The following is a 23,150-nucleotide window of genomic DNA, read 5'->3' as shown; positions in this document are numbered from 1 at the left end:
GCAAGGCCGGTTGGGTTTCTGGGAGTTTAGGTAGTTGGGTACGGTGCTGGAGCTGTGGTGAGGGAGCTTGCTCCCGCTGGGGGATTACAGCTATCTGACTGTAACCCTGCGATCCAAAAATGTGGGAGCTGGCTTGCCTGCGAAGACGGCCTAACTGCCGACCACCCTCTAACTGAAGCCCCGCGATCCAAATGTGGGAGCTGGCTTGCCTGCGAAAGCGGCCTCACAGCCGACCAGGATGTTGGATCAGACCGAGTACATATCCGTTACTTGGGTAATGGCTGCTAATGGTTCCGCCTTTACGGCGGCTCACTTTGGAAAAGCCCCAAAGTAAGCAAAGGGCTCTTGCCCCAACACTCGGCACCTCGCCCAGGCTCGGTGTGCCCGTAATCCGACAGTAATTTGGGGGGCCGCCGCCACGCGCCATCCATGGCGCGGGGCGGCTAAACCGGCATCCCTGCCGGTTTACCCCCCAAATCCCTGTCGAATTCCGGCCAGCGTGTTTGACGGGGCGCCTTAGATCAAAAGCGGATCAAAAGCGAATCAAGAGCAGGATCAAGAGCAGGATCAAGAGCGGCTCGCTTCGCATCGTGGTTGGCGGTGGGAGCGTAGCGAGCCTGTGTTTCTGCTGTTATTGCCGGGCAGCCAGCAAGCGCTTGTGGCGGTTGCGGCGGGCGATGTTCAAGCATTCGATGGCCGCCGAGAATGCCATGGCTGCGTATACGTAGCCTTTTGGCACGTGGGCGCCGAAGCCTTCGGCGATCAATGTCATACCGATCATGATCAGGAAGCCCAGGGCCAGCATGACTACGGTCGGGTTGTCATTGATGAACTTGGCCAACGGCTCGGCCGCTACCAGCATCACGATGACCGAGGTCACTACGGCAATGATCATGATCGGCAAGTGCTCGGTCATGCCCACGGCGGTGATGATGCTGTCGATGGAGAACACCAGGTCGAGCAACAGGATCTGGCCGATGGCCGCGGCAAAACCGATCGCCACGACGTTGCTGGTGCTGGTCTCCTTCTCTTCCGGCTCCGGGTCCATGCTGTGGTGGATCTCGGTAGTCGCCTTCCACACCAGGAACAGGCCACCGGCGATGAGGATCATGTCCTTCCACGAGAAGCCCTGGCCAAACACTTCGAACACCGGCGTCGTCAGTTGCACGATAAACGCGATGGTGCTCAACAGGCCCAGGCGCAATACCAACGCCATGCTGATACCGATGCGTCGTGCCTTTGCCCGATGCTTCTCCGGCAATTTGTTGGTGAGGATCGAGATGAAGATCAGGTTATCGATGCCCAGCACGATCTCCATGACGATCAAGGTTGCCAGGGCAACCCAGGCGGTGGGGCTGGCGGCCAGTTGTAAAAGGTAGTCCATAGGTCAGTCCTGACGTTGTACGGGAAATGAGGGGCGGGTCATTAAGCTTCGTTGCGGTTCGATTCGGCTTCTTTCTCTTCCTGGTCATCCTTCTTCTGCGGGGTGATCAGGCCGTTTGTCGCTTCACTCAATGCCTGTTCGGCGGCTTTATGGGTGTCATCGATCGCTTGCTTGGCCGACTCGGTGGCCTTGCCCAGCACATGCTGCGCGCTTTTCTCGACCTGATCGCAACCGCCGATCACTACCAATGAAAGCGCAAGCAACGCTGCCGCGCCCAGGGAATTGAGTTTCATGATGTCTTCCTCGTTAGAACCATTGGGTCCAAATAGTGGCCCCGCGATAGCGAGGCATTCTATGCAGACGGACAGTTCAGGAAAATTCGTATTTTTCTCGCGTATACTTCGGTTTTCACGAAGTGATGGCCGCGATGCTCAATTACCGACAACTGCACTACTTCTGGGTGGTGGCCAAGACCGGCAGCATCGTGCGCGCCTGTGAGCAACTCAACCTCACGCCCCAGACCATCAGTGGGCAGATCAGCCTGCTGGAAGAGACCTATGGCGTGGCGCTATTCCAGCGCGTCGGCCGCCAGTTGGAACTGACCGAAGCCGGCCGCCAGGCCCTGCCCTACGCCGAGCAGATGTTCCAGACGGGTAATGAATTGGAGGCGATGCTGCGCGCGCAACCCGACGAACAGCAGATCCTGTTCCGCGTCGGCGTGGCGGATGTGGTGCCCAAGTCCATCGTCTACCGGCTGATCGCGCCGACCATGGAGTTGAGCGAGCCGATCCGCATCACCTGCCGCGAAGACAAACTCGAACGCCTGCTGGCCGACCTGGCGATCCAGCGCCTGGACCTGGTGATTTCCGACAGCCCCATGCCCACGCACCTGGACATCAAGGGCTACAGCCAGAAACTGGGCGAATGTGGCATCAGTTTTTTCGCCACCCAGGCGTTGGCTGACGCCTACGGGGGGGACTTCCCACAGTGCCTGCACGGCGCACCGTTGTTGATTCCCGGCGCGGAAACCGTGGTGCGCAGCCGTTTGCAGCGCTGGTTTGCCGAGCAGCAGATCCAACCGAAGATCATCGGCGAGTTCGATGACAGCGCCTTGATGCAGGCTTTCGGTCAATCCGGCAGCGGGATCTTCATCGCCCCCAGCGTGATTGCCGATGAGGTGGTGCGCCAGTACGGCGTGGCGCTGATTGGCCAGACCGTGGCCGTGACCGAGTCGTTCTACGCGATCTCGGTGGAGCGCAAGGTCAAGCACCCCGGTATCGTGGCGATTACCGAAGGCGCGCGACGGGAGTTGTTTACCACCCTGCCCTGACGGTTCAAGCCTGGGAGGCGACCGGTTGCTTGGCAGTCATCAGCCACAACGCCAGCAGGATCGACACCAGGATAAACCCGGATGCCGCAAAGCCCAGGCTGCCCAGGCCGAGGGTGTCGATCACATGGCCGCCGACCATCGCCCCCAGCCCGATCCCCAGGTTGGCGCCGGCAATATTCAGCGACGCGGCAAACGCCGGCGCATGGGGCGCGGCCTTCATCAGGCGCACATGGCTGACCAGGAACATGGCCGCCTGGGTCACGCCCCACACGGCCATCGCCGCCGCCAGGCCGACGGTGGAGTGAATCGCCGGTACCAGCGCAACCATGCCGGCGATCATGAAGCCGCAGAACACCATGGAAGCGATCAACGGGTGGCGATCCACCGCACGCCCGCCCAGCGAGTTGCCGATGAGCCCGACCGCACCAAAGCCCATCAGGCACCAGCCCACCAGCGTACCGTCGAACCCGGCCAGGCGTTCAAGGATGTCCGCCAGGTAGGTGTAGGCCGTGAACATGCCGCTGAACACCAGGATCGACAGCAGGATATGGCCCTGCATCAGCGGGTTGCGCAGGATCTTGAACTGCGAGCGCAACGTCACCTCATCGTTCTTCGGCGTTGTCACCGGCAGGTAGATAAACAGCAGCAAGGCCTTGGCCACCGCCACGACCGCGAGGATCGCAAACGCGGTACGCCAGCCGAACATATCGGAAATCAGCGTGCCCACCGGAATGCCGAACACCGTGGCGCAGACGATCCCAAAGCCGATCTTTTCGATGGCGCGCCCGGCGTATTCGGGGCCGACGATGTCCACTGCGGTCTCACTGGCCAAGGCCCAGAACACTGGCAAGCCCAGGGCCGGGATCAACCGCGCCAGCGCCATCACCCATATATTCGGTGCCAGCGCCGCCACCGTATTGGCCACGCCAAACATGATCAGGATGCTGATAAATAGCCGCTTGCGTGGGAAACGCGCGCAGTACGCCGTGAGAAACGGACCAAAGGCCGCCACGGTAAATGCGAACAAGGTCACCAGCAGCCCGGCCTGGGACACGCTCACGTTCAAGTCGCGGGCGATGGACGGCAGCAGGCCGACAATCACGAATTCTGTGGTCAGCACGGTAAAGCCGGCGGCCGACAGCAGCAGGATGGGAAACAACATGAAAACTCCAGAAACGACGACATCAACGACAGCCCGAAGGGCCCGCTGACAGAGAGGAAAGATGAGAGAAAGGAATCTTAACAGAGTATGTCTGGATTTGGCCAAGGCCAGCGGGCCGGGATGACGCAATGACGCACCGTCAGGATCTGTTCATACAGCATGCTAGACTTCGCGATCCGCGTCCTACAGCCGTTTCTGCGTGCGCTGCTGTGCCTTCAAAAAACTAGAGACAATGTTTATGACTGCTGCCCCTTCCCTCCTGCAACGACTGGCGCGTGTCAGCCTGGTCACGCAAATCATCATCGGCCTGACGGCTGGCATTCTACTGGCCTTGCTGTTGCCCGAGGCGGCCAGGGCCACCGGGTTTATCGGCAAGGTATTCGTCGCGGCGCTCAAGGCCGTGGCGCCGATCCTGGTGTTCGTGCTGGTGATGGCGTCGATCGCCAACCACAAACACGGCCAGGAAACCCATATCAAACCGATCCTGTTCCTGTACTTGCTGGGCACTTTTGCCGCTGCCGTGGTCGCGGTGATTGCGAGCATGTGGTTTCCCTCTTCGCTGGTGCTGGCGACCCACGATGCGACGGTGAGCGCCCCGGGCGGCATTGGTGAAGTGCTGCAAAGCCTGCTGCTGAGCGTGGTAGACAACCCGGTCAGCGCACTGATGAATGCCAACTTCATTGGCATCCTGGCCTGGGCCATCGGCATGGGGGTTGCCATCCGGCATGCCGGCGAAACCACCCGCACCGTGATCGACGACCTGTCCAACGGCGTCACGCTGATCGTGCGCGTGGTAATCCGCTTTGCGCCGTTGGGCATTTTCGGCCTGGTGGCCTCCACCCTGGCCACCTCCGGTTTCGGCGCCCTGCTCGGCTACGCTCACCTGCTGCTGGTGCTGATCGGCTGCATGCTGTTCGTCGCGCTGGTGATCAACCCGGCCATCGTGTTCTGGAAACTGCGCCGCAACCCGTACCCACTGGTGCTGATGTGCCTGCGCGAAAGCGGGATCACGGCCTTCTTCACCCGCAGTTCGGCGGCGAACATTCCGGTCAACCTGGCACTGAGCAAACGCCTGGGCCTGCACGAAGACACCTACTCTGTGTCGATCCCGCTCGGTGCCACCATCAATATGGCCGGCGCGGCGATCACCATCACCGTGCTGACCCTGGCCGCCGTGCACACTGTGGGCATCGCCGTCGACCTGCCCACGGCGGTGCTGCTCAGCGTGGTCGCGGCTATCTGCGCCTGCGGTGCTTCTGGCGTGGCGGGCGGTTCGTTGCTGTTGATTCCGCTGGCGTGCAGCCTGTTTGGCATTCCCAGCGAGATTGCCATGCAGGTGGTGGCGGTCGGTTTCATCATCGGCGTGCTGCAGGATTCGGCGGAAACCGCGTTGAATTCATCCACCGATGTGCTGTTCACCGCCGCCGCTTGCCTGGGCAAGGAAGAACAGCCGGCTTAACCGCCCGGCGAAAAAAAGCCCGGGGTCGTTCACTGAAGAACGCCCCCGGGCTTTTTTGTGGCTGGGTGCTTAGAAAGCGCCCATGTAGTCGCGCTTGCCCACTTCCACACCGTTATGGCGCAGCAAGGCGTAAGCCGTGGTGACGTGGAAGAAGAACTGCGGCAGGCCGTAGGTCAGCAGGTAGGACTGGCCGCTGAAGCGCTTTTCTTTCGGCGTGCCAGGACGGGTGATGATCTCGATGCCTTCCTTGCCATCGATCTGCGCAGGCGTGAGGGTGTCGATAAATGCCAGGACCTTGGCGATCAGCGCCTGCAGGTCGGCGAAGGTGACTTCGGTGTCTTCATATTTCGGGACTTCGATCTCGGCCAGGCGTGCGGAAACACCCTTGGCGAAGTCGACGGCGATCTGCACCTGGCGCACCAGTTGGAACATGTCCGGAAACAGGCGTGCCTGCAGCAAGGCGTTCGGCTCGATGTTCTTGGCGGTGGCGTGGGCTTCGGCCTTGGTCAACACGCCGCTCAGGGCGGTGAGCATTTGCTTGAAGACCGGGATGGAAGCGGCGTACAGGGAAATAGTCATGGCAGTCTCATGGTTATGGCACGGTTTGAACCAGCGACGATTATAGGCATGCCCGCAGCTTGTCTTTTATTTTTTCCGGCTTACGCTAGGCACTTCACTGCATAGGGAAAGCGCGATGACCGCCGAGCACGACACCGACACCCCTGAGCCGCGCCTGAACAGCACGGAAATCCGCATCCTGGGCTGCCTGATCGAAAAGCAGGCGACCAACCCGGAAACCTACCCCCTGACCCTCAACGCCCTGGTGCTGGCCTGCAACCAGAAGACCAGCCGCGAGCCAGTGATGAACCTCAGCCAGGGCCAAGTCGGTCAGAGCCTGCGCGTGCTGGAAGGCCAAGGCTTTACCCGCCTGGTGATGGGCAGCCGTGCCGACCGCTGGGAGCATCGCGTGGACAAGGCACTGGAATTGGTGCCGGCCCAGGTGATCCTGACCGGGCTGCTGTTCTTGCGGGGGCCGCAGACCGTCAATGAACTGCTGACCCGCAGCGGGCGTATGCACGACTTCGAAGACGCCGAGCAGGTCTTGCACCAGCTTGAGCGCCTGATTGCGCGGGGGCTGGCGTTACTGGTGCCGCGTCAGGCGGGCCAGCGGGAAGACCGTTATACCCACGCGCTGGGTGATCCGGCGGACATCGAGGCGATTCTGGCCGCGCGCGGCAGTCCGGTAGAGCGCGGGGCGGCGGTGTCCGTCGACCGGCTGGAAGAACTGGAAGCGCGGATCGCTGCGCTGGAGGAGCGCCTGGCCCGGTTGGAACAGGCCTGACGCATGTGCGCACCCGGGCGCCTGCGCGCGCCCGGTTTCGCCTGGCGGGGTCACACCCAACCGAGCCAGCTCCAATAGGTCGCCGCAAACACCAGCATCAACGCATACCCCACCAGCGTCACCAGAATCCCCACCTTGGCAAACTGCCGCGCCGTGAACGTGCCCGTCCCCAGGCACACCATGTTCTGTGGCGCATTGATCGGCAGGATAAACCCGTAGCTCATCACAAACCCCAAGAGCATGGTCATGCCCAGGCGGCTGAATTCACCCGGCAAGGTCTGCAACACCGCAATCAGGATCGGCAGCAACGCCGAGGTCAGTGCCGTGGCGCTGGCAAAGCCCAGGTGGATCAGGATCAAGAACGCACCCAGAATCGCAAACACACCCAACGGCCCGACCTGATCCAACCCCGTGTGCGCCACCACGGTAGCCCCCAGCCATTGCCCGGCCTGGGTGGTCAGCAGCGCCGTACCCAGGCTGATGCCCACCCCGAACACAATCACCGTGCCCCACGGAATACGCGACTGCACATCCTTCCAGGTCATCACGCCGATCCCCGGCAACAACAAAAACACCAAGCCGGCGTAAGTGGTCGAGGTGGTGTCGAAACTGTGCAAACGCCCTTCCGTGGCCCAGGCCAGCAGCAACAACACGGAAACGCTCAGCAAGCGTTTTTGTGGTCCGGTCATCGGGCCGATTTCCACCAGCGACTGCGCCACCGCTTCCTTGCCACCGGGAATGCTGTCGGTCTCTGGCGGCAGCAACTTGAGGACCAGAAACAGCAGCACCGCCGACATGATCAACGCCCACGGCGCGCCCGCGATCAGCCAGTCGATCCACGACACGCGCTGGCCGAGCATCTTGTCCATGAAGCCGACCGTCAGCAGGTTCTGCGCGGCGGCGGTCTGGATACCGACGTTCCAGATGCTGGTGCCCTGGGCCACCACGATCATGATGCCGGCGGCGATGTTCGAGCGTTTGTCCACGCCGAATGCAGCAATCACCCCCATCATGATCGGCACCACACAGGCACTGCGCGCGGTGGCGCTGGGCACCACCAGGCTGAGCAGGATCGTCACCGCAATCGCCCCCAGCAGGATGCGTCGGGTGCTGGTGCCGACACGGCTCAGGGTGACCAGGGCGATACGCCGGTCCAGGCCGGTGTGGGTCATGGCCGCCGCGATAAACAGTGCCCCCGCCACCAACGCCAGCGCCGGGTTGGAGAACCCGGTGAGCGCCATGCTGATCGCCGGGCTGGTGCCAATCAAATGAGTGGGGTCTTGCAGCGACGGCGCGGTGCCAAGCAGAAAGGCGATCAGTGAAGTGATCATGATCGCGCTGGCCTCATAGGACACCGCCTCGGTGATCCACACCACCACGGCAAACGCGAGGATCGCCAGCATGCGGTGCCCGGCCACCGGCAAGTCGGCGGGCAGCGGCAACCACAGCACCCCGGCCATCACCAGCACGGCGATCACCAGGCCCAGGGGGAGTTTGAAAGATGCCGCGCTCATGGGGTGCTCCAAGGCTCTAAATCAGGCCTTGAGCATGAGGCAAAGCGCCGCGCAGCGTGTTGACAGGTGTCAACGCCCTAGGCCAATAACTGGCTGAGCACCGCGCGCAACTTGCCGGGCTTGACCGGCTTGTTCAACAAGGGCGCTTCCAGCCGGCGAAGGGCGCGTCGGCATTGGTCGGTACGGTCTGCAGTGATGATCACGGCGGGGATTTTCTGCTCGAAATGCTCGCGCAGGTGCTTGATCACCGCGCAGCCCACCACCCCGTGGTCCAGGTGATAGTCCGCCAGGATCAGCTCCGGCGCCCGGCCCTGCAGCGCCAACAATGCACCTGCCTGGTCAGTGGCGGTGACCACGTCACACCCCCACTGCCCGAGCAGCGCGCGCATGCTTTCGAGGATACTCACCTCATTATCGATCACCAGCAAACGCCGGCCCGGCAGGGGGTTGCCGGTGGTCGGCTGCACCGGCAACTGGCTGATCGGCAGGGGCATGTCGGCACTCAACGGCACCTCGATACTGAACATTGAACCGCGCCCCGGCCAGGAGCGCACGGCGATCGGGTAGCGCAAAATCTCGGCGATACGCTCCACAATCGCCAAGCCCAACCCTACGCCCTTGCGGTCCGCTGCGCGGCCAACGTCGAGCTGGTTGAACTCGAGGAAAATCGCCTGCAGCCGGTCCGCCGCAATCCCGCGCCCGGTGTCCCACACTTCCAGGCGCAGGCTATCGCCCCGCTTGCGCGCGCCCAGCAGGATGCAACCTTCGTCGGTATAGCGGCAGGCATTGCTGAGGAAATTACGCAGGATCCGCGTCAGCAACCGCAAATCGGTGCTGATCGCATAAGGCCCGGTGTGCACCCGCAGGTTCAACCCCGTCGCCTGGGCCACTGATTGAAACTCCGAGACCAGCGGTGCGAACAGCTCGTCGAGGCGATACAGCGCCACATCCGGCTTGACTGCGGCCTGGTCGAGTCGTGAGATGTCCAGCAAGTCGGTGAGCAAATCCTCGGCGCCTTCCAGCGCCTGGTGCGTGCGTTCCACCAGCACCTGCTCGACGCTGGGCAACTGGCGCTCACGCAGGGTGGCGATCAACAGCCGTGCGGCGTTGAGCGGCTGCAACAGGTCATGGCTGGCGGCGGCCAGGTATTTGTCTTTGCTGCGGTTGGCCGCCTGGGCGGCGTCGCGGGCGTCGCGCAGGTCCTGTTCGATCTGCTCGCGCTGGGCAATCTGCTGTTGCAGGTTGTGGTTGGCTTCCAGCAACTCGTCGGTGCGCGCGGCGACACGTTGTTCCAGCTCGTCGTTGAGGCGGATATAACGCTTGCGCTCGGCCTCCAGCTCATCCAGCCGGGCGGTGAGTTCCGGGTAGTGGCTCTTGCGTGCCGAATGGTTGCCCAGCCCCAAGAGCCCGGCAAGGGCACGTTGCTGGTCGTCAGAGAGCTTCGCCATAGACGACCTCGACGTCACGCTGGCTCGACTCACGCGGGTTGGTGAGGATGCACGGGTCGTGCATCGCATGCTGGGACAGGAACGGAATATCCGCCACGCGCACGCCGTGCAGGCCGAGGGTTTCGTGGAAGCCGATCGCGTGCTTGAGCGCGATCAGGTGGTCCACCAGCCGCGCGCAGATTTGTCGATGGTTGAGGCCCCGGCAGTCGATGCCGAACGTCTCGGCAATCACCTTGAAACGCTCCGGCGCCGAGCTGTAGTTGAACGCCACCACATGCTCGACCAGCACCGCGTTGCACAGCCCGTGGGGCAAGTCGAGGAAGCCCCCCAGGCTGTGGGACATGGCATGCACCGCGCCAAGGATCGCATTGGAAAACGCCAGCCCGGCCTGCATGCTGCCCAGCATGATTTTCTCACGCAGGGCGATGTCGCTGGGGTTGGCGATCATCTGCACCAGGTTGCCGTTGATCAACCGCATCGCCTCCAGCGCATGGGGGTCCGTCAGCGGGCCATGACCGGTGGAAACGAACGCTTCGATGGCATGCACCAACGCGTCGATGCCGGTGCAGGCGGACAGGAACGGGTCCATGCTGGCGGTGGTTTCCGGGTCGATCAGCGACACATCCGGCACCACCGCCTTGCTGACGATGGAGAACTTCATGCGCTCCTGCTGGTTGGAGATGATCACGAACTGCGAGACATCCGCCGAGGTGCCGGCGGTGGTCGGAATCAGGATCAATGGCGGGCTGGGCACGCGAAGGGTGTCGACACCTTCGAATTCGAGGATGCTGCGCCCGTGGGCCACCACAATGCCGATGGCCTTGCCGCAATCCATGGGGCTGCCGCCGCCGATGGCGACGATCACGTCGCAGTGGTTTTCGCGGTACACCTCGGCACCGAGCATCACTTCTTCGACACGCGGGTTGGGGGACACGGCGGTGTACAGGCAGTAGTCGATGCCGATGGCTTGCAGGCTGGCTTCCACATCGGCGACCCAACCGGCGGCGATCACACCGGGGTCGCTGACCACCAGCACCTTGCGCGCGCCGAAGGTCTTGGCGTAGTTGCCAACGTTGTGCCGGCAACCGGCACCAAAGATGATTTCAGGCGAGACGAATTTACGCAGAAGGCTCAGATTAGGGCTCATTGGAAAGCCTGTTTTTATTATTTTGGAAGAATGCGCTCCACACTAACCCATCCGGCTGCGAATGCAATCAGACCAAAGAGGCATCCTTCCGACAGCACCCGCAGTCAGCGGCTAGCGAAGTACATCGTGACTTCGAAGCCGATACGCAGGTCGGTAAACGCAGGTTTGGTCCACATGGGGGCAGTCCTCTTGTTGGGCCGGAAGATTCCGGTGGGGTCATTAATGCACGGGGGGTTGAGCGCGCGAATGCTACTTTCGAAGTAGCGAAGACACTGCATTAGTCGCGAATGTACAGAAGTCAAACTGTGGGAGCGGGCTTGCTCGCGAATAGGGTGTGTCAGCCACATATAGTTTGACTGATACACCGCTTTCGCGAGCAAGCCCGCTCCCACAGTTTTGACCGCGTTGAATCAGAAGAAGCCCAGCGGGTTGATGTCGTAGCTCACCAGCAGGTTTTTGGTCTGCTGATAATGGTCGAGCATCATCTTGTGGTTCTCACGCCCGACGCCCGACTTCTTGTACCCGCCAAAGGCCGCATGCGCGGGGTACAGGTGATAGCAATTGGTCCACACCCGTCCGGCCTTGATCGCCCGGCCCATGCGGTAGGCGCGGTTGATGTCGCGGGTCCACAGGCCGGCACCCAGGCCGAACTCGCTGTCGTTGGCAATCGCCAGGGCTTCGGCTTCGTCCTTGAAGGTGGTCACGCCCACCACCGGCCCGAAGATTTCTTCCTGGAACACGCGCATCTTGTTGTGCCCCTTGAGCAGGGTCGGCTGGATGTAATAGCCGCTGGACAGGTCTCCTTCCAGACGCTCGGCCGCGCCACCGGTGAGCAGCACCGCGCCCTCCTCCTGGGCGATCTTCAGGTAGGAGAGGATCTTGTCGTATTGCTGCTCGGACGCCTGGGCGCCCACCATGGTCTCGGTGTCCAGCGGGTTGCCGCGCTTGATCTTGACGATCTTCTTCATCACCTCAGCCATGAACGGCTCGTAGATTGACTCCTGCACCAGCGCCCGCGACGGGCAGGTGCACACTTCGCCCTGGTTGAAGAACGCCAGTACCAGGCCTTCGGCGGCTTTCTCGATGAATTGCGGCTCGGCCTGCATGATGTCTTCAAAGAAGATGTTCGGCGACTTGCCGCCCAGCTCCACGGTGGACGGAATGATGTTCTCGGCCGCCGCATGCATGATGTGCGCGCCCACCGGGGTGGAGCCGGTAAAGGCGATCTTGGCGATGCGCTTGCTGGTGGCCAGCGCCTCTCCCGCTTCGCGACCGAAGCCGTGCACGATGTTCAGCACGCCAGGCGGCAGCAGGTCGCCGATCAGCTCGGCAAACACCATGATCGACAGCGGCGTCTGCTCGGCGGGCTTGAGCACGATGCAGTTACCGGCGGCCAAGGCCGGTGCGAGTTTCCACGCGGCCATCAGCAGCGGGAAGTTCCACGGGATGATTTGCCCAACCACGCCCAAGGGCTCGTGGAAGTGGTAGGCGGCGGTCAGCTCGTTGATCTCGGCAGCGCCGCCTTCCTGGGCGCGGATGCAGCCGGCGAAGTAACGGAAATGGTCAGCGGCCAGGGGCACGTCGGCGTTGAGGGTTTCGCGCACGGCCTTGCCGTTGTCCCAGGTCTCGGCCACGGCCAGTACTTCGAGGTGCTGTTCGATGCGGTCGGCGATTTTCAGCAGCACCAGGGAACGGTCCTGGGCCGAGGTCTTGCCCCAGGCATCGGCAGCCGCGTGCGCGGCGTCGAGGGCCTTGTCGATATCGGCGGCGCTGGAGCGCGGGAATTCAGCAATCACCTCACCGGTCACCGGCGAGGTGTTGGTGAAGTATTCGCCATTGACCGGCGCGACGAACTCGCCGCCGATGTAATTGCCGTAGCGCGGCTTGAAGCTGACGACGGCGCCAGGGGTGCCAGGTTGTGCATAGATCATGGTGAGGCCTCGGTTATTGTTGGGTCGTGAGGGGCTGCATCTGTGTGCGTTCGTACTGCGGATACAAATGGCTGACGCTGCGGATCAGCTCATAACGGCTGAGACTGATGGCGGCGAAACGCTCGGGAATCGGGCTGCGGATCAGCTCCGGCATGTCGCTGCCCTGTGCGGCGGCGTCACGCAGCAATTGGTCGAGCCAGGTGAGGTAGTCGCGCATCTGCTCGAAGGGTTTGGCATCCGTCGCGACAGGGCCATGGCCGGGTACGATCAGCATCCAGGGCAAACCTTGCAGGGTGGCGATATCCGCCAGCCAGATCAGCAGCCCCGGTGAATGAGGCGTAGTGAGCGCACGTTGGTAAAACACCAGGTCACCGGCAAACAGCACGCCGGTCTTCTGGTCGAAGATCGCCAGGTCGGCACCGGTATGGCCGCGCAGCTGCAGCAGTTGCAGGTCGTGGCTGCCGAAGGTCTTTACACCCGCTTGCAGTGCTTGGTTGGGCAACGCCACTTCGGTGCCGCGCATCCAATCGCCGACCATGCGGTACAGGTTCTCGGCCATGCTGTCGCCCTGCTCATGCAGCAACGCGGTGGTCCCGGCCAGGGCACCGATGGGCACGTCCTTGAAGGCTTGGTTGCCCAGTGCATGGTCGGGGTGGTGGTGAGTCAACAACACCTGGACCACCGGTTTGTCGGTGACGCGGGCGATGGCCTGGCGCAGCGCTTCGCCGTAGCGCCTGGACGGCCCGGTGTCGATCACCACCACGCCGGCTTCGGTGACGATGAACCCGACATTGACGACGTTGCCGCCGTTGGCCTTGGCGAAATTGTCGGTGCTGCCTTCCAGCAACCAGGTGTTGTCGGCGATCAAACGGGGTGTGAGGGCGTAATCCAGCTCCGCCAGCACCGGCAGGCTGATGAGCACCAGCCACAGCAGAATCCAGCGCAGGTTCATGGGATGGCCGCCTCGAACTGGCTGCCGCTGGTGTCACGCAGGGTCAGGCGCGTGGCGCCTGCACCTTCGATATCAAAGGCCAGGTTGGGGTTTTCGCTGACCGCAGGAAACAGTTCCAGGCGCGCCAATAGCCGGTTGTCGTCACCGCGCAGCTCGGCCTGGTGGAGGAAGAATTCGGGAATGCCGTTGACCATGCCGTTGTCCATCGGGTGGGCGACTTGCAGCTTCACGCGGCTGAACTCGGCGCGCGGGTAACGGCCGCCCAGCACTTCGCCCAGGTGCTCTTCCCAACCCGGTTGGGTGCGTACCACGCTGGGCGCCGTGCAACCGCCGCCGGCGGCATCGATCAGCGTCGAACCGACATGCCACATGCCATCCCTGGTCAACACCGCTGCACGCAACGGCGTGGCCTGCTCGATGCGGATCCGGATCGACAGCCACGGCAGTACACGCTCCAGCGGCTGGAAATCGACGATCTGCGGCAGCGGGTTCAGCTCGGCCCAGGCAAGGATCCTGACCACGTCACCCTTGAATGCGCGGGCGTCGATCTCCAGCGGCACCTGTCGTGCATCCTCGGCGAACGGTGGCGCCAAGAGCTTCACCCGCTCGTCGAACACGAACGCTGCATTGTCGAGAAAACGCTGGTGATAGTAGGCCCACATCACCGAGGGCACCGGGTCCACAGGCGCGCCCCAGGCCAGCACCGGCCAGCAGCAGATCCACCACCCACGCAGGCGCATGGCTTACTCCTCGACGTGCACGCTGTCGAGGTAGGTGCGCACCGCCCACAGGGCTTCCTGGCTCAGGTAGTCGGCCATTTTCGGCATGTACACCCGGCCATCGCGCACGGCGCCGTGGCGCACCCGTTCCACGAACCATTCATCGCCGGCGTCACCGGCGTCGAGCATGCGCAGGTCGGGGGCGATCCCACCGGACTTGGCTTCCAGGCCATGGCAGGCGGCGCAGTTCTGGTTATAGGCAGAGGCACCGACTTCCACCGCCTTGTCATGCTCCGGAGTGGTGCGATAGGGGTTGGTGGCAGCCCAGCCATCGGCGTCCAGCGGTACGCCGGCCTCCTTGATCGGGGTGAGGCCCTTGGTTTCCACGGCGGTGGGTGTCACGTTGCCGTGGGCCCAGACGGAACCGGCACTGAGCGCGCCGGCAAACAGGCAGGCGGTGATCAAGGCGTTGCGTTTTGTTGTCATTATTTTTTCCCTCAGGATTGCACGCAAAACCTCTTCGCAGAGGCTATGGCAACCATCTTAGGAAGCCCCCGGCGGCACCCGTATGCTGCTTTGGTGGGCGGGTTCTCATCCGTTGGTAGCAGGCCTTGTGGGGCACTGCTAAATCAGAGGCGGTTCGGGAAATTGTCCCGGCAACACCGGGACTTTTTCCGTATTCTCCGCCGCATCCAGGCAGCAACCTGTGCAGGCCAAAACCTCCACTGGGAACTGCAACCATGACAATAAGATCGCTACCCGCCCTCTCACCTTTGAGCCTTGCCGTGCAAGCCTTTCTGCTGGTGGGCAGCCTGTCCCTCAGTGCTGCAAGCTATGCCGCTGCCGAACCCGCAGCGAAGCAGACGCGCAATGTCACCTGGGAAGACATCGCCAACGACCACCTGACCACCAAGGACGTGCTGCAATACGGCATGGGCACCAACGCCCAGCGCTGGAGTCCCCTGGCGCAGGTCAACGACAAGAACGTGTTCAAGCTCACGCCGGCCTGGTCCTACTCGTTCGGCGACGAGAAGCAGCGCGGCCAGGAATCCCAGGCCATCGTCAGCGACGGCGTGGTCTACGTCACCGGCTCCTATTCCCGCGTGTTCGCCCTTGATGCGAAGACCGGCAAGCGCCTGTGGACCTACAATCACCGCCTGCCCGACAACATTCGCCCGTGCTGCGACGTGGTCAACCGTGGCGCGGCGATCTTTGGCGACAAGATCTATTTCGGCACCCTCGACGCGCGCCTGATCGCCCTCGACAAAAACACCGGCAAAGTGGTGTGGAACAAAAAATTCGGTGACCACGCCGCCGGCTACACCATGACCGGCGCCCCGGTGCTGATCAAAGACAAAGTCAGCGGCAAGGTGCTGCTGATCCACGGCAGCTCCGGCGATGAATTCGGCGTGGTCGGCCAGTTGTATGCGCGCGACCCGGACACCGGCGAAGAAGTCTGGATGCGCCCGTTCGTGGAAGGCCACATGGGCCGCCTGAATGGCAAGGACAGCACCCCGACCGGCGATGTCAAAGCGCCGTCGTGGCCGGATGACCCGACCACCGAAACCGGCAAGGTCGAGGCCTGGAGCCACGGCGGCGGCGCGCCTTGGCAAAGTGCGAGCTTCGATGCCGAGACCAACACCATCATCGTTGGCGCCGGCAACCCTGGCCCATGGAACACCTGGGCGCGTACATCGAAGGACGGCAACCCCCACGATTTCGACAGCCTCTACACCTCCGGCCAGGTCGGCGTCGACCCCAGCACTGGCGAAGTGAAATGGTTCTACCAACACACCCCGAACGACGCTTGGGACTTCTCCGGCAACAACGAACTGGTGCTGTTCGACTACAAGGACAAGGATGGCAAGGTCATCAAGGCCACCGGCCACGCGGACCGCAACGGCTTCTTCTATGTGGTCGACCGCAACAACGGCAAGCTGCAGAACGCCTTCCCGTTTGTCGACAACATCACCTGGGCCAGCCACATCGACCTGAAGACCGGCCGCCCCGTGGAAAACGAAGGCCAGCGTCCGGCCAAGCCGTTGCCGGGTGAAACCAAGGGTAAGCCGGTGGAAGTCTCGCCGCCGTTCCTGGGTGGCAAGAATTGGAACCCCATGGCCTACAGCCAGGACACCGGGCTGTTCTACATCCCGGGCAACCAGTGGAAAGAGGAATACTGGACCGAAGAGGTCAACTACAAGAAGGGCTCGGCGTACCTGGGCATGGGGTTCCGCATCAAGCGCATGTATGACGACCACGTCGGCACCTTGCGGGCGATGAACCCGACCACTGGCAAGGTGGTGTGGGAACACAAGGAACACCTGCCCTTGTGGGCCGGCGTGCTAGCGACCAAGGGCAACCTGGTGTTCACCGGCACCGGCGATGGCTTCTTCAAGGCCTTCGACGCAAAAACCGGCAAGGAGCTGTGGAAGTTCCAGACCGGCAGCGGCATCGTCTCGCCGCCGATCACCTGGGAGCAGGATGGCGAGCAGTACATCGGCGTCACTGTCGGCTATGGCGGCGCAGTGCCGCTGTGGGGCGGCGACATGGCTGAGCTGACCAAGCCAGTGGCACAGGGTGGGTCGTTCTGGGTGTTCAAGATCCCGAGCTGGGATCAGAAAACCGCTCAGAAGTAACCTTCGGCCGGGGGAATCCATAGGCTCTCCCGGCCTTCCTTCTTTAGAGGCCCCGCCATGAAACTCTTGCCCTTACTGCTGCTGCTGAGCCTGCCCCTGGCCCACGCCGACGATGGCGACGACGCCCCCCTCGTCATCAACGGCTGCACCCTCGCCGAACACAGCCAATGCCCCGGCGCCAACCTCAAGGGCGCCAACCTGAGTAATCAGAACCTGAGCAAAATGAACCTGGCCGGTGCCGACCTGCGCGATGCGGATTTGCGCCACGCCAACCTCGACCTGGCCAACCTGGAGAAAGCCCAGCTGCAAGGCGCCAACCTCACCCGCGCCAGCCTGCAACAGGCCAACCTGCGCCTGGCGGATTTCACCGGCGCCACGCTGATGGCCGTGCAAGGCTGGGGCCTGTTTGCCCAGGGCGCGCAGTTTGAAAATGCCAACCTGAGCGCGGCTTACCTGCAATTCGCAAGGCTGTCGGGCGCGAAGATGCACAAGGTCAACCTACGGGCGGCCGACCTGGAAATGACCTGGCTGAGCAAGGCCGACCTGCAGGGGGCGGACCTCAGCGAGGCCAACCTGCAAGAGGCCAAGTTCGGTGAAAGCAACCTGGAAAAGGCCACGCTCACGGGCAGTCGCCAGCACTATGCGAATTTCCAGGATGCGAACATGGAAGGCTGCAAGGACTGCCCTACCACCTGGGATCGCTAGACACACCTCACTCTGTAGCTGGCTTGCCGGTGAAGGCGGCCTGGCAGCCCGCCTGAGTGGTCGAAGCAAAAGCAGGACGTGTAGGAGCTGGCTTGCCGGCGATGCAGGCAACTCGGTACAGCAGACAGACGCAGGTGACGCCATCGCCGGCAAGCCGGCTCCTACAGGTAATGGGGGGTGGGTTCAGCCCGCCACGCGCACCACCCCCATGTCGATACCCAGGTGCACCAGCTCTGCATGGGAACTCACCTGCAATTTGCTCTTGAGCAGGGTCAGGTGGTTGGACACGGTCTTGCTGCTGATACTCAGCTGGGCAGCGATGGCGCGGGCCGGGGTGCCCTTGGCGAGCATCAGGAAAATCTCCAGCTCACGCTGGGTCATGCTCTGCAAGCGCCGATCCGTGGGTTGATAGGCCAGCTGCGTGGCCAGGTCCTGTTCGATATAGGTGTGGCCGTCGAGGATGCGCTCTACCGCTTCCAGCATCACCCCAGGCGATGCACTTTTGGTCAGGTAACCCGAGGCCCCCGCTTCCAGGGCCTGGCGCACCACCGGCAATTCGGCATGCTGGCTGAAAAACAGCACGCGCAGTTGTGGCAGGCGCTGGCGCAGGCGTCGTGTGGTTTCGAGGCCGCTGATGCCCGGCAAGCCGAAGCCGATGATCACCAGGTTGGGCACCGCTTCGTGCACCCGCGCCAGGGCTTCCTCGCCACTCGCCGCTTCGCGCACCACCACGCCCGGCAGTCCGTCGCGCAACAGCCCGGCATAACCCAGGCGGACCACGGCGTGATCATCGACCAGCAGGATATTCATAGTGCCTCCAATGGCTGCGCTTCACGCCATGCTAGAGCCCCTGCGCCCACCGCGACCTACTACTTTGGTACTGGTTTCCCTGTCTATCGTCGCATTCCCAAGGCAGCGGGACTCGCGTGTAATGGGTGCATAACGATAAGGATCGGACCCGCCATGCTGCCCGCTCGACTGCCACTTGCGGCACTGTTGTGCCTGTTCTTCACGCCCGTACAGGCCGACACCCCACTGTTTTCCCCCGATGGCTACCGCGTCAGCCTGTACCGCAGCCCTACGCCTGCTCAACTGCCCGGTGCGACCATCGTCGACACCCCTGCCCTGCAAGCCCTGCTGACCCAGACACCCGCACCCGTGCTGGTCGATGTGTACCGTCGCCAATGGCTGCAAGGCCGCTTCATCGAGGACCAGCCCCATGCCAACCTGCCCGGCAGCCACTGGCTGGCCAATACCGGCGACGGTGACCTCACGCCCGAGTGGCAAGGCTATTTCGCGCGACACCTGTACACCTTCACTGGCGGCAACCTCGCACGCCCGCTGGTGTTCTACTGCCGCGCCGATTGCTGGCTGAGTTGGAACGCGGTAAAACGAGCCGCCAACCTGGGCTATACCTCTGTGTATTGGTACCGCGATGGCTTGGACGCATGGGAAGCGGCAAACCTGCCAGTGATGGCTGCGACACCCGAACCCTTTGAATAAAAAACCACAACAAGAAGGTGAACGGCCATGTACAAAATTCTGATTGCCGACGATCACCCGCTGTTTCGCGAGGCGATCCATAACGTCATCAGCGACGGTTTCCCCGGCAGCGACGTGATGGAAACCGCCGACTTGGACAGCGCCCTCGCCTTGACCCAGGAACACGACGACCTCGACCTGATCCTGCTGGACTTGAACATGCCCGGCATGCATGGCCTCAACGGCTTGATCAACCTGCGCAACGAGTCACCGACCATCCCGGTGGTGATCGTCTCGGCCGAGCAAGACAAGCAGATCGTACTGCAAGCCATCACCTACGGCGCCGTGGGTTTTATCACCAAGTCGTCACCCCGCCTACAAATGACCGAAGCGATCCAGCAGATTCTCAACGGCAACGTGTACCTGCCGCCGGACATCATCCGCACCCAGCGGAACACCGGGCAGCGCCGCATGAACGACAGCCCCGGGTTTGCGCCAGAACTGCTGCAAGCACTGACGCGCAAGCAGTTGCTGGTACTGGAACGGATGACCAAGGGCGAGTCGAACAAGCAGATCGCCTACACGCTGGAGATTGCCGAGACCACAGTGAAGGCGCATGTGTCGGCGATTCTGCGCAAACTGAATGTACACAATCGGGTGCAGGCGATTCTCAGCGCTGGGGATATCGATTTCGGCTCGTACCTGCGCCGCTGAAACGTCAGGACGACGAGGTCGAGGTGGGAGCTGGCTTGCCTGCGAAAGCGCTGGGTCAGTTTGCACATCCGTAACTGATACACCGCTTTCGCAGGCAAGCCAGCTCCCACATTTGATCTCCGTGCGCAGGGTTCAGTGTTTATTTTCCAAGCAGATGACTCATGGCAGTCTTGAGCTTCATCGGCCGCACCGGCTTGTGCATCAACGTGTGCCCCAACTCGCGTATCTGCAGCTTCAACTCATTGCTGTAGTTGGCGGTGATCATCAGCGCCGGCACCGCACTGCCGCGCCGGGCGTTGATGCGGGCCACGGCGTCCACGCCGTTCTGGTCGTCGTCCAGGTGGTAGTCGGCAATCAGCAAGTCCGCCTCGGCATGGTAGTTGTCTACCTGCCGCGCCAGGTCCTGCTCTGACAGCGCGGTGATCACCTGGCAGCCCCAGCCTTCGAGCAAGGTGCGCATACCGGCGCAAATCGCGGCGTCGTTATCCAGCACCCACACGCGCGCGCCTTGCAAGCGCTCCAGCATCGGCTCGCTCATGCACAGCGTCGGCAATGACTTTGGCGCAGTGGCACTCAGCGGCACTTCCACCGAAAACATCGAGCCCTTGCCCGGCCAGGACCTGACGCTGATGCGATGGCCCAGTATGCCGGCGATTTTCTCCACGATCGCCAGGCCCAACCCGAGCCCACGGTCCTGGTCCGGACGCTGGATATCGCCGCGCTTGAACTCCTGGAAAATCTCTTCAAGCCGGTCCTCGGCAATGCCCATGCCGCTGTCCCACACTTGGATCAGCAAGCGCTGCTGCTGGCGGCGGCAACCCAGTACCACGCGCCCTGAGTAGGTGTAGCGAATGGCATTGCTCAACAGGTTGCGCAGGATCCGCGCGAGCAACTGGGTATCGCTGCGCACCAATGCCGAACAACCGACAAAGTGCAGCTCAAGCCCTTCGCTGCGCGCCAGTTCGGTGTATTCGGCAGCCAGGTTGTCGAGCAATTCGCTCAGGGCAAACGGGGCGATATCAGCCTTGATCACCCCGGCGTCCAGCTTGGAAATATCCACCAGCGTGCCCAGCAAGTTTTCCACGTCTTCCAGGGAGTTGCTGACGTTGCGCACCAGGGTTTCGCTGGGGCGCTCCAGCAATGCGCTGGTGAACAGGCGCGCGGCATTCAGCGGTTGCAACAGGTCGTGGCTGACCGCCGCAAGGAATTTGGTCTTCGACAGGTTGGCCTGCTCCGCTTCCAGCTTGGCTTCGCGCAGACGGGTTTCCATGCGCCGGCGCTCGTCGATTTCCTTGAGCAACTGGTCGTTCAGCGACGTGAGTTCCGAGGTGCGCTGGGCCACGCGTTGCTCCAGGTGCTGATAGGCCTGGTGCAGGGCCTCGGCGGTGCGGCGCCGTTCAGTGATGTCGCGGATCAGCACGAAGATCCCCACCACTTCGCCACTGGCGAGCATATTCGGCACGTAGGAGCGCAGCATGTAGCGCTCCTGGTTGTTGATGTTGGTTTCGGCAAACTCGAAGGTCACGCTTTCGCCCGCCAGCGCGCGGGCGACGTAGGCGTCCAGGCGCTGGCAATGTTGCTCGCTGTGCACTTGGCGCAGGCTCTGGCCGAGCATCATGCCGCGCGGCCAGCAGTACCATTCTTCATAGACTTTGTTGGTGAATTCGTAGACCAGGTCGGCATTCAGGTAGCCGATCAGCGCCGGCACGTTGTCGGTGATCAGGCGGATCCAGCGTTCGCTCTCCTGGGCTTTCTGCGCCGCCACCTGCTCGCCGCGCAAGGCTTCGGCCCGCAGCCGCGCGTTGATCAGCAGGTGGTTGCTGGCCTTGAGCTCGGCCATCGCCTGGTTCAAGGCGTCGGTGCGTTCGCGCACTTGTTCGGCCAGCACCACCGAATGCTGGAAGGTGGTGTAGGGGTTGTTGCCCTGGGTCATGCCGGACTCGATGCGCTCGATCAGCGCCGCGTTGATCCGGGCCAGCTTGTGGTTGTCCTGTTGCAGCCGGGCCAGTTGGGCGAGCAGTTCAGCGTCGGCCTCGGGCAATGGCGACCCCAGTGAAGGTCTGGTTGATGTGCATGCCATTGAACTGTTCTCCGTAGGTGTTGAAGCCCATCACCCGCTGGTCGCGCAAATAGCCGCCGATCTGTTCCAGGTCGCCGGCGTCTTCCAGTTCCAGGCGGCGCAAAAAGCAATCGCAGCCGATGGTCAGCAACAGGTCGCCGAGGCGCGCTTGAAGGCCGCCGAACAGGGTTTGCAGGTTGGGCAGGATCGGCCCGGGTCTCATGACCGTCAGCACGATGCCGTTTTCCACCGCGCAGTAGAAACTCAGGCTCAGGTCGTCGTGCACCTGCTGGATCGAGCGCAGGTAGTACTGGTCGTGGATGCGCACGGCCAGTGGGTGGGCGGCGAAGGTGCGGTGGTCGAGATCGGCCACGGCCACGCCGATGTGTCGTGCGTACTCTGCGGCGGCGGGCTCGGCGTTGAGTTCGAAGACCCGGCGCGAGGGACTGTCAGCGCCGGTGACCACCAGTTTTTCCGAGCGCGGCAGGATGTGGTGGGTGGTGAACACCTCGAAATCCAGCCAGGTATTGACCAGCACCACCACCGCTGCGCCACTGTGGAACACGCCATTGAAGTACACGTGGGTGTGGGTGAGGAAGTTGTCATCACCCGCCGAACCGCCGAAGTGGGGAATATCCCCCAGGGCCGCGCTGAGGGCCGCCAGCACCATTTCCTCACGGCTGGACAGGCCATCGAGCAATGTCAGCGCAAAGGTGTTGCCCTTGATCGGCGCCAGGGTATTGCTGCGGCAGCCGCCGACCAGCCGCTCGACCATGTCCTGGGCGTTGATCAGGCTGAAATGCTCCACCTGGTCGATGAGTTCGGTGGCGATGGAAAAGTGCGCATGGTTGAAGCCCACCGCCGTGATGCAGTTACGGCCATAGCCTTGAGGGGTGATTTCGCCGGCGCTGGTGCAACCGACCACGCGTACGCTGCCAAAGCACTGTTGCAGCGCCTGGCCCAGGGCCTGCAGGTCATAGGACGCCGAGCAGAAAAACAGCACAAAACCCAAGTACGGGTGCAGCAGTTGCCGCGCCAGCTCTTCGGCGGCCTGCCCGGCATCCGTGGCCTGGGACATGGCACTGACTACGCCTTCACTGTTGTGCATCGTTGGCTCCCCCCTCTGAGGCACCAGTGTACGAAGGGCCAGGAGGGAGACCTATGCT

The 23,150-nt window shown here is 62.6% G+C and carries 22 protein-coding genes; 7 read left to right on the top strand and 15 right to left on the bottom strand.

The features are described 5' to 3' along the window. Positions 1-631 precede the first annotated feature (631 nt). Both AC0IYN_RS21525 and AC0IYN_RS21520 read right to left on the bottom strand, forming a co-directional pair. On the bottom strand, positions 632-1,384 hold the full coding sequence (locus AC0IYN_RS21525; RefSeq protein ID WP_078047812.1) for a TerC family protein: 753 nt from the start codon (positions 1,382-1,384) through the stop codon (positions 632-634). 41 nt (positions 1,385-1,425) lie between these two features. After that, positions 1,426-1,677: a hypothetical protein gene (locus AC0IYN_RS21520; RefSeq protein ID WP_471843119.1), complete on the bottom strand. Its 252-nt coding sequence runs from the start codon at positions 1,675-1,677 to the stop codon at positions 1,426-1,428. A gap of 134 nt (positions 1,678-1,811) precedes the next feature. Here AC0IYN_RS21520 and nhaR point away from each other — a divergent pair, with 134 nt between their 5' ends. Continuing rightward, on the top strand, positions 1,812-2,714 hold the full coding sequence (nhaR, locus tag AC0IYN_RS21515; RefSeq protein WP_078047809.1) for a transcriptional activator NhaR: 903 nt from the start codon (positions 1,812-1,814) through the stop codon (positions 2,712-2,714). Positions 2,715-2,718: 4 nt separating this feature from the next. On the opposite strand, the gene AC0IYN_RS21510 is transcribed toward nhaR, so the two are convergent. After that, positions 2,719-3,876: an MFS transporter gene (locus AC0IYN_RS21510; RefSeq protein WP_406596290.1), complete on the bottom strand. Its 1,158-nt coding sequence runs from the start codon at positions 3,874-3,876 to the stop codon at positions 2,719-2,721. Between the two features lie 238 nt (positions 3,877-4,114). On the opposite strand from AC0IYN_RS21510, the gene sstT reads away from it, so the two are divergent. Next, positions 4,115-5,335, top strand: a complete 1,221-nt coding sequence (sstT, locus tag AC0IYN_RS21505; protein ID WP_406596289.1) for a serine/threonine transporter SstT — start codon at positions 4,115-4,117, stop codon at positions 5,333-5,335. A gap of 69 nt (positions 5,336-5,404) precedes the next feature. Here sstT and AC0IYN_RS21500 read toward each other — a convergent pair whose 3' ends face one another. After that, positions 5,405-5,914, bottom strand: coding sequence for a DUF1993 domain-containing protein (locus AC0IYN_RS21500; protein WP_471843116.1), 510 nt, complete (start codon positions 5,912-5,914; stop codon positions 5,405-5,407). Positions 5,915-6,029: 115 nt separating this feature from the next. Between AC0IYN_RS21500 and AC0IYN_RS21495 the strand changes: the two genes are divergently transcribed. Beyond that, the gene (locus tag AC0IYN_RS21495) at positions 6,030-6,677 is read left to right on the top strand and encodes a YceH family protein (protein WP_471843114.1); all 648 of its coding nucleotides are present in this window, start codon (positions 6,030-6,032) and stop codon (positions 6,675-6,677) included. Between the two features lie 50 nt (positions 6,678-6,727). On the opposite strand, the gene AC0IYN_RS21490 is transcribed toward AC0IYN_RS21495, so the two are convergent. From AC0IYN_RS21490 to pedF, 8 genes are all read right to left on the bottom strand, one after another. Next, entirely contained in the window at positions 6,728-8,191 is a 1,464-nt protein-coding gene (locus AC0IYN_RS21490; RefSeq protein WP_457267734.1) for a DASS family sodium-coupled anion symporter, read from the bottom strand. A gap of 77 nt (positions 8,192-8,268) precedes the next feature. Beyond that, on the bottom strand, positions 8,269-9,639 hold the full coding sequence (locus tag AC0IYN_RS21485; RefSeq protein ID WP_457240373.1) for an ATP-binding response regulator: 1,371 nt from the start codon (positions 9,637-9,639) through the stop codon (positions 8,269-8,271). Beyond that, positions 9,623-10,786 (bottom strand): alcohol dehydrogenase-like regulatory protein ErcA, encoded by a 1,164-nt coding sequence (gene ercA / locus AC0IYN_RS21480; RefSeq protein WP_406596284.1) that lies wholly within the window; start codon positions 10,784-10,786, stop codon positions 9,623-9,625. Before ercA ends, AC0IYN_RS21485 begins: the two co-directional genes overlap by 17 nt. A 104-nt stretch (positions 10,787-10,890) precedes the next feature. After that, on the bottom strand, positions 10,891-10,962 hold the full coding sequence (pqqA, locus tag AC0IYN_RS21475) for a pyrroloquinoline quinone precursor peptide PqqA (protein WP_010209364.1): 72 nt from the start codon (positions 10,960-10,962) through the stop codon (positions 10,891-10,893). A gap of 234 nt (positions 10,963-11,196) precedes the next feature. Continuing rightward, positions 11,197-12,717, bottom strand: coding sequence for an acetaldehyde dehydrogenase ExaC (exaC, locus tag AC0IYN_RS21470; protein ID WP_457247499.1), 1,521 nt, complete (start codon positions 12,715-12,717; stop codon positions 11,197-11,199). A gap of 13 nt (positions 12,718-12,730) precedes the next feature. After that, positions 12,731-13,663: a quinoprotein relay system zinc metallohydrolase 1 gene (locus tag AC0IYN_RS21465; RefSeq protein WP_457239646.1), complete on the bottom strand. Its 933-nt coding sequence runs from the start codon at positions 13,661-13,663 to the stop codon at positions 12,731-12,733. A 2-nt stretch (positions 13,664-13,665) separates the two neighbouring features. Further along, on the bottom strand, positions 13,666-14,409 hold the full coding sequence (locus AC0IYN_RS21460; RefSeq protein ID WP_471843111.1) for a quinoprotein dehydrogenase-associated SoxYZ-like carrier: 744 nt from the start codon (positions 14,407-14,409) through the stop codon (positions 13,666-13,668). 3 nt (positions 14,410-14,412) lie between these two features. After that, positions 14,413-14,874: a cytochrome c-550 PedF gene (gene pedF / locus AC0IYN_RS21455; protein WP_078047799.1), complete on the bottom strand. Its 462-nt coding sequence runs from the start codon at positions 14,872-14,874 to the stop codon at positions 14,413-14,415. Positions 14,875-15,128: 254 nt separating this feature from the next. On the opposite strand from pedF, the gene exaA reads away from it, so the two are divergent. Next, the gene (exaA, locus tag AC0IYN_RS21450; RefSeq protein WP_457239643.1) at positions 15,129-17,024 is read left to right on the top strand and encodes a quinoprotein ethanol dehydrogenase; all 1,896 of its coding nucleotides are present in this window, start codon (positions 15,129-15,131) and stop codon (positions 17,022-17,024) included. 57 nt (positions 17,025-17,081) lie between these two features. Next, positions 17,082-17,729, top strand: coding sequence for a pentapeptide repeat-containing protein (locus AC0IYN_RS21445; RefSeq protein WP_406596280.1), 648 nt, complete (start codon positions 17,082-17,084; stop codon positions 17,727-17,729). A 183-nt stretch (positions 17,730-17,912) separates the two neighbouring features. Here the strand turns inward: AC0IYN_RS21445 and AC0IYN_RS21440 are convergent, their stop codons facing one another. After that, positions 17,913-18,539, bottom strand: a complete 627-nt coding sequence (locus AC0IYN_RS21440; protein WP_457239642.1) for a response regulator — start codon at positions 18,537-18,539, stop codon at positions 17,913-17,915. Between the two features lie 153 nt (positions 18,540-18,692). Between AC0IYN_RS21440 and AC0IYN_RS21435 the strand changes: the two genes are divergently transcribed. Both AC0IYN_RS21435 and AC0IYN_RS21430 read left to right on the top strand, forming a co-directional pair. Beyond that, positions 18,693-19,232 (top strand): PQQ-dependent catabolism-associated CXXCW motif protein, encoded by a 540-nt coding sequence (locus tag AC0IYN_RS21435; RefSeq protein ID WP_214498439.1) that lies wholly within the window; start codon positions 18,693-18,695, stop codon positions 19,230-19,232. 27 nt (positions 19,233-19,259) lie between these two features. After that, a complete protein-coding gene (locus tag AC0IYN_RS21430; protein ID WP_406596278.1) occupies positions 19,260-19,925 on the top strand; it encodes a response regulator in 666 nt (221 codons plus the stop codon). A 139-nt stretch (positions 19,926-20,064) separates the two neighbouring features. Here the strand turns inward: AC0IYN_RS21430 and AC0IYN_RS21425 are convergent, their stop codons facing one another. Further along, the gene (locus tag AC0IYN_RS21425) at positions 20,065-22,005 is read right to left on the bottom strand and encodes a PAS domain-containing hybrid sensor histidine kinase/response regulator (protein ID WP_471843108.1); all 1,941 of its coding nucleotides are present in this window, start codon (positions 22,003-22,005) and stop codon (positions 20,065-20,067) included. Next, a complete protein-coding gene (gene nosP, locus AC0IYN_RS21420) occupies positions 21,947-23,092 on the bottom strand; it encodes a nitric oxide-sensing protein NosP (protein ID WP_471843106.1) in 1,146 nt (381 codons plus the stop codon). The genes AC0IYN_RS21425 and nosP overlap by 59 nt, the downstream gene beginning before the upstream one ends. Between the last annotated feature and the right edge of the window lie 58 nt (positions 23,093-23,150).

This window comes from Pseudomonas sp. AC112 (genome assembly GCF_979253545.1).
This window is presented reverse-complemented; position numbering and strand designations above follow the sequence as displayed.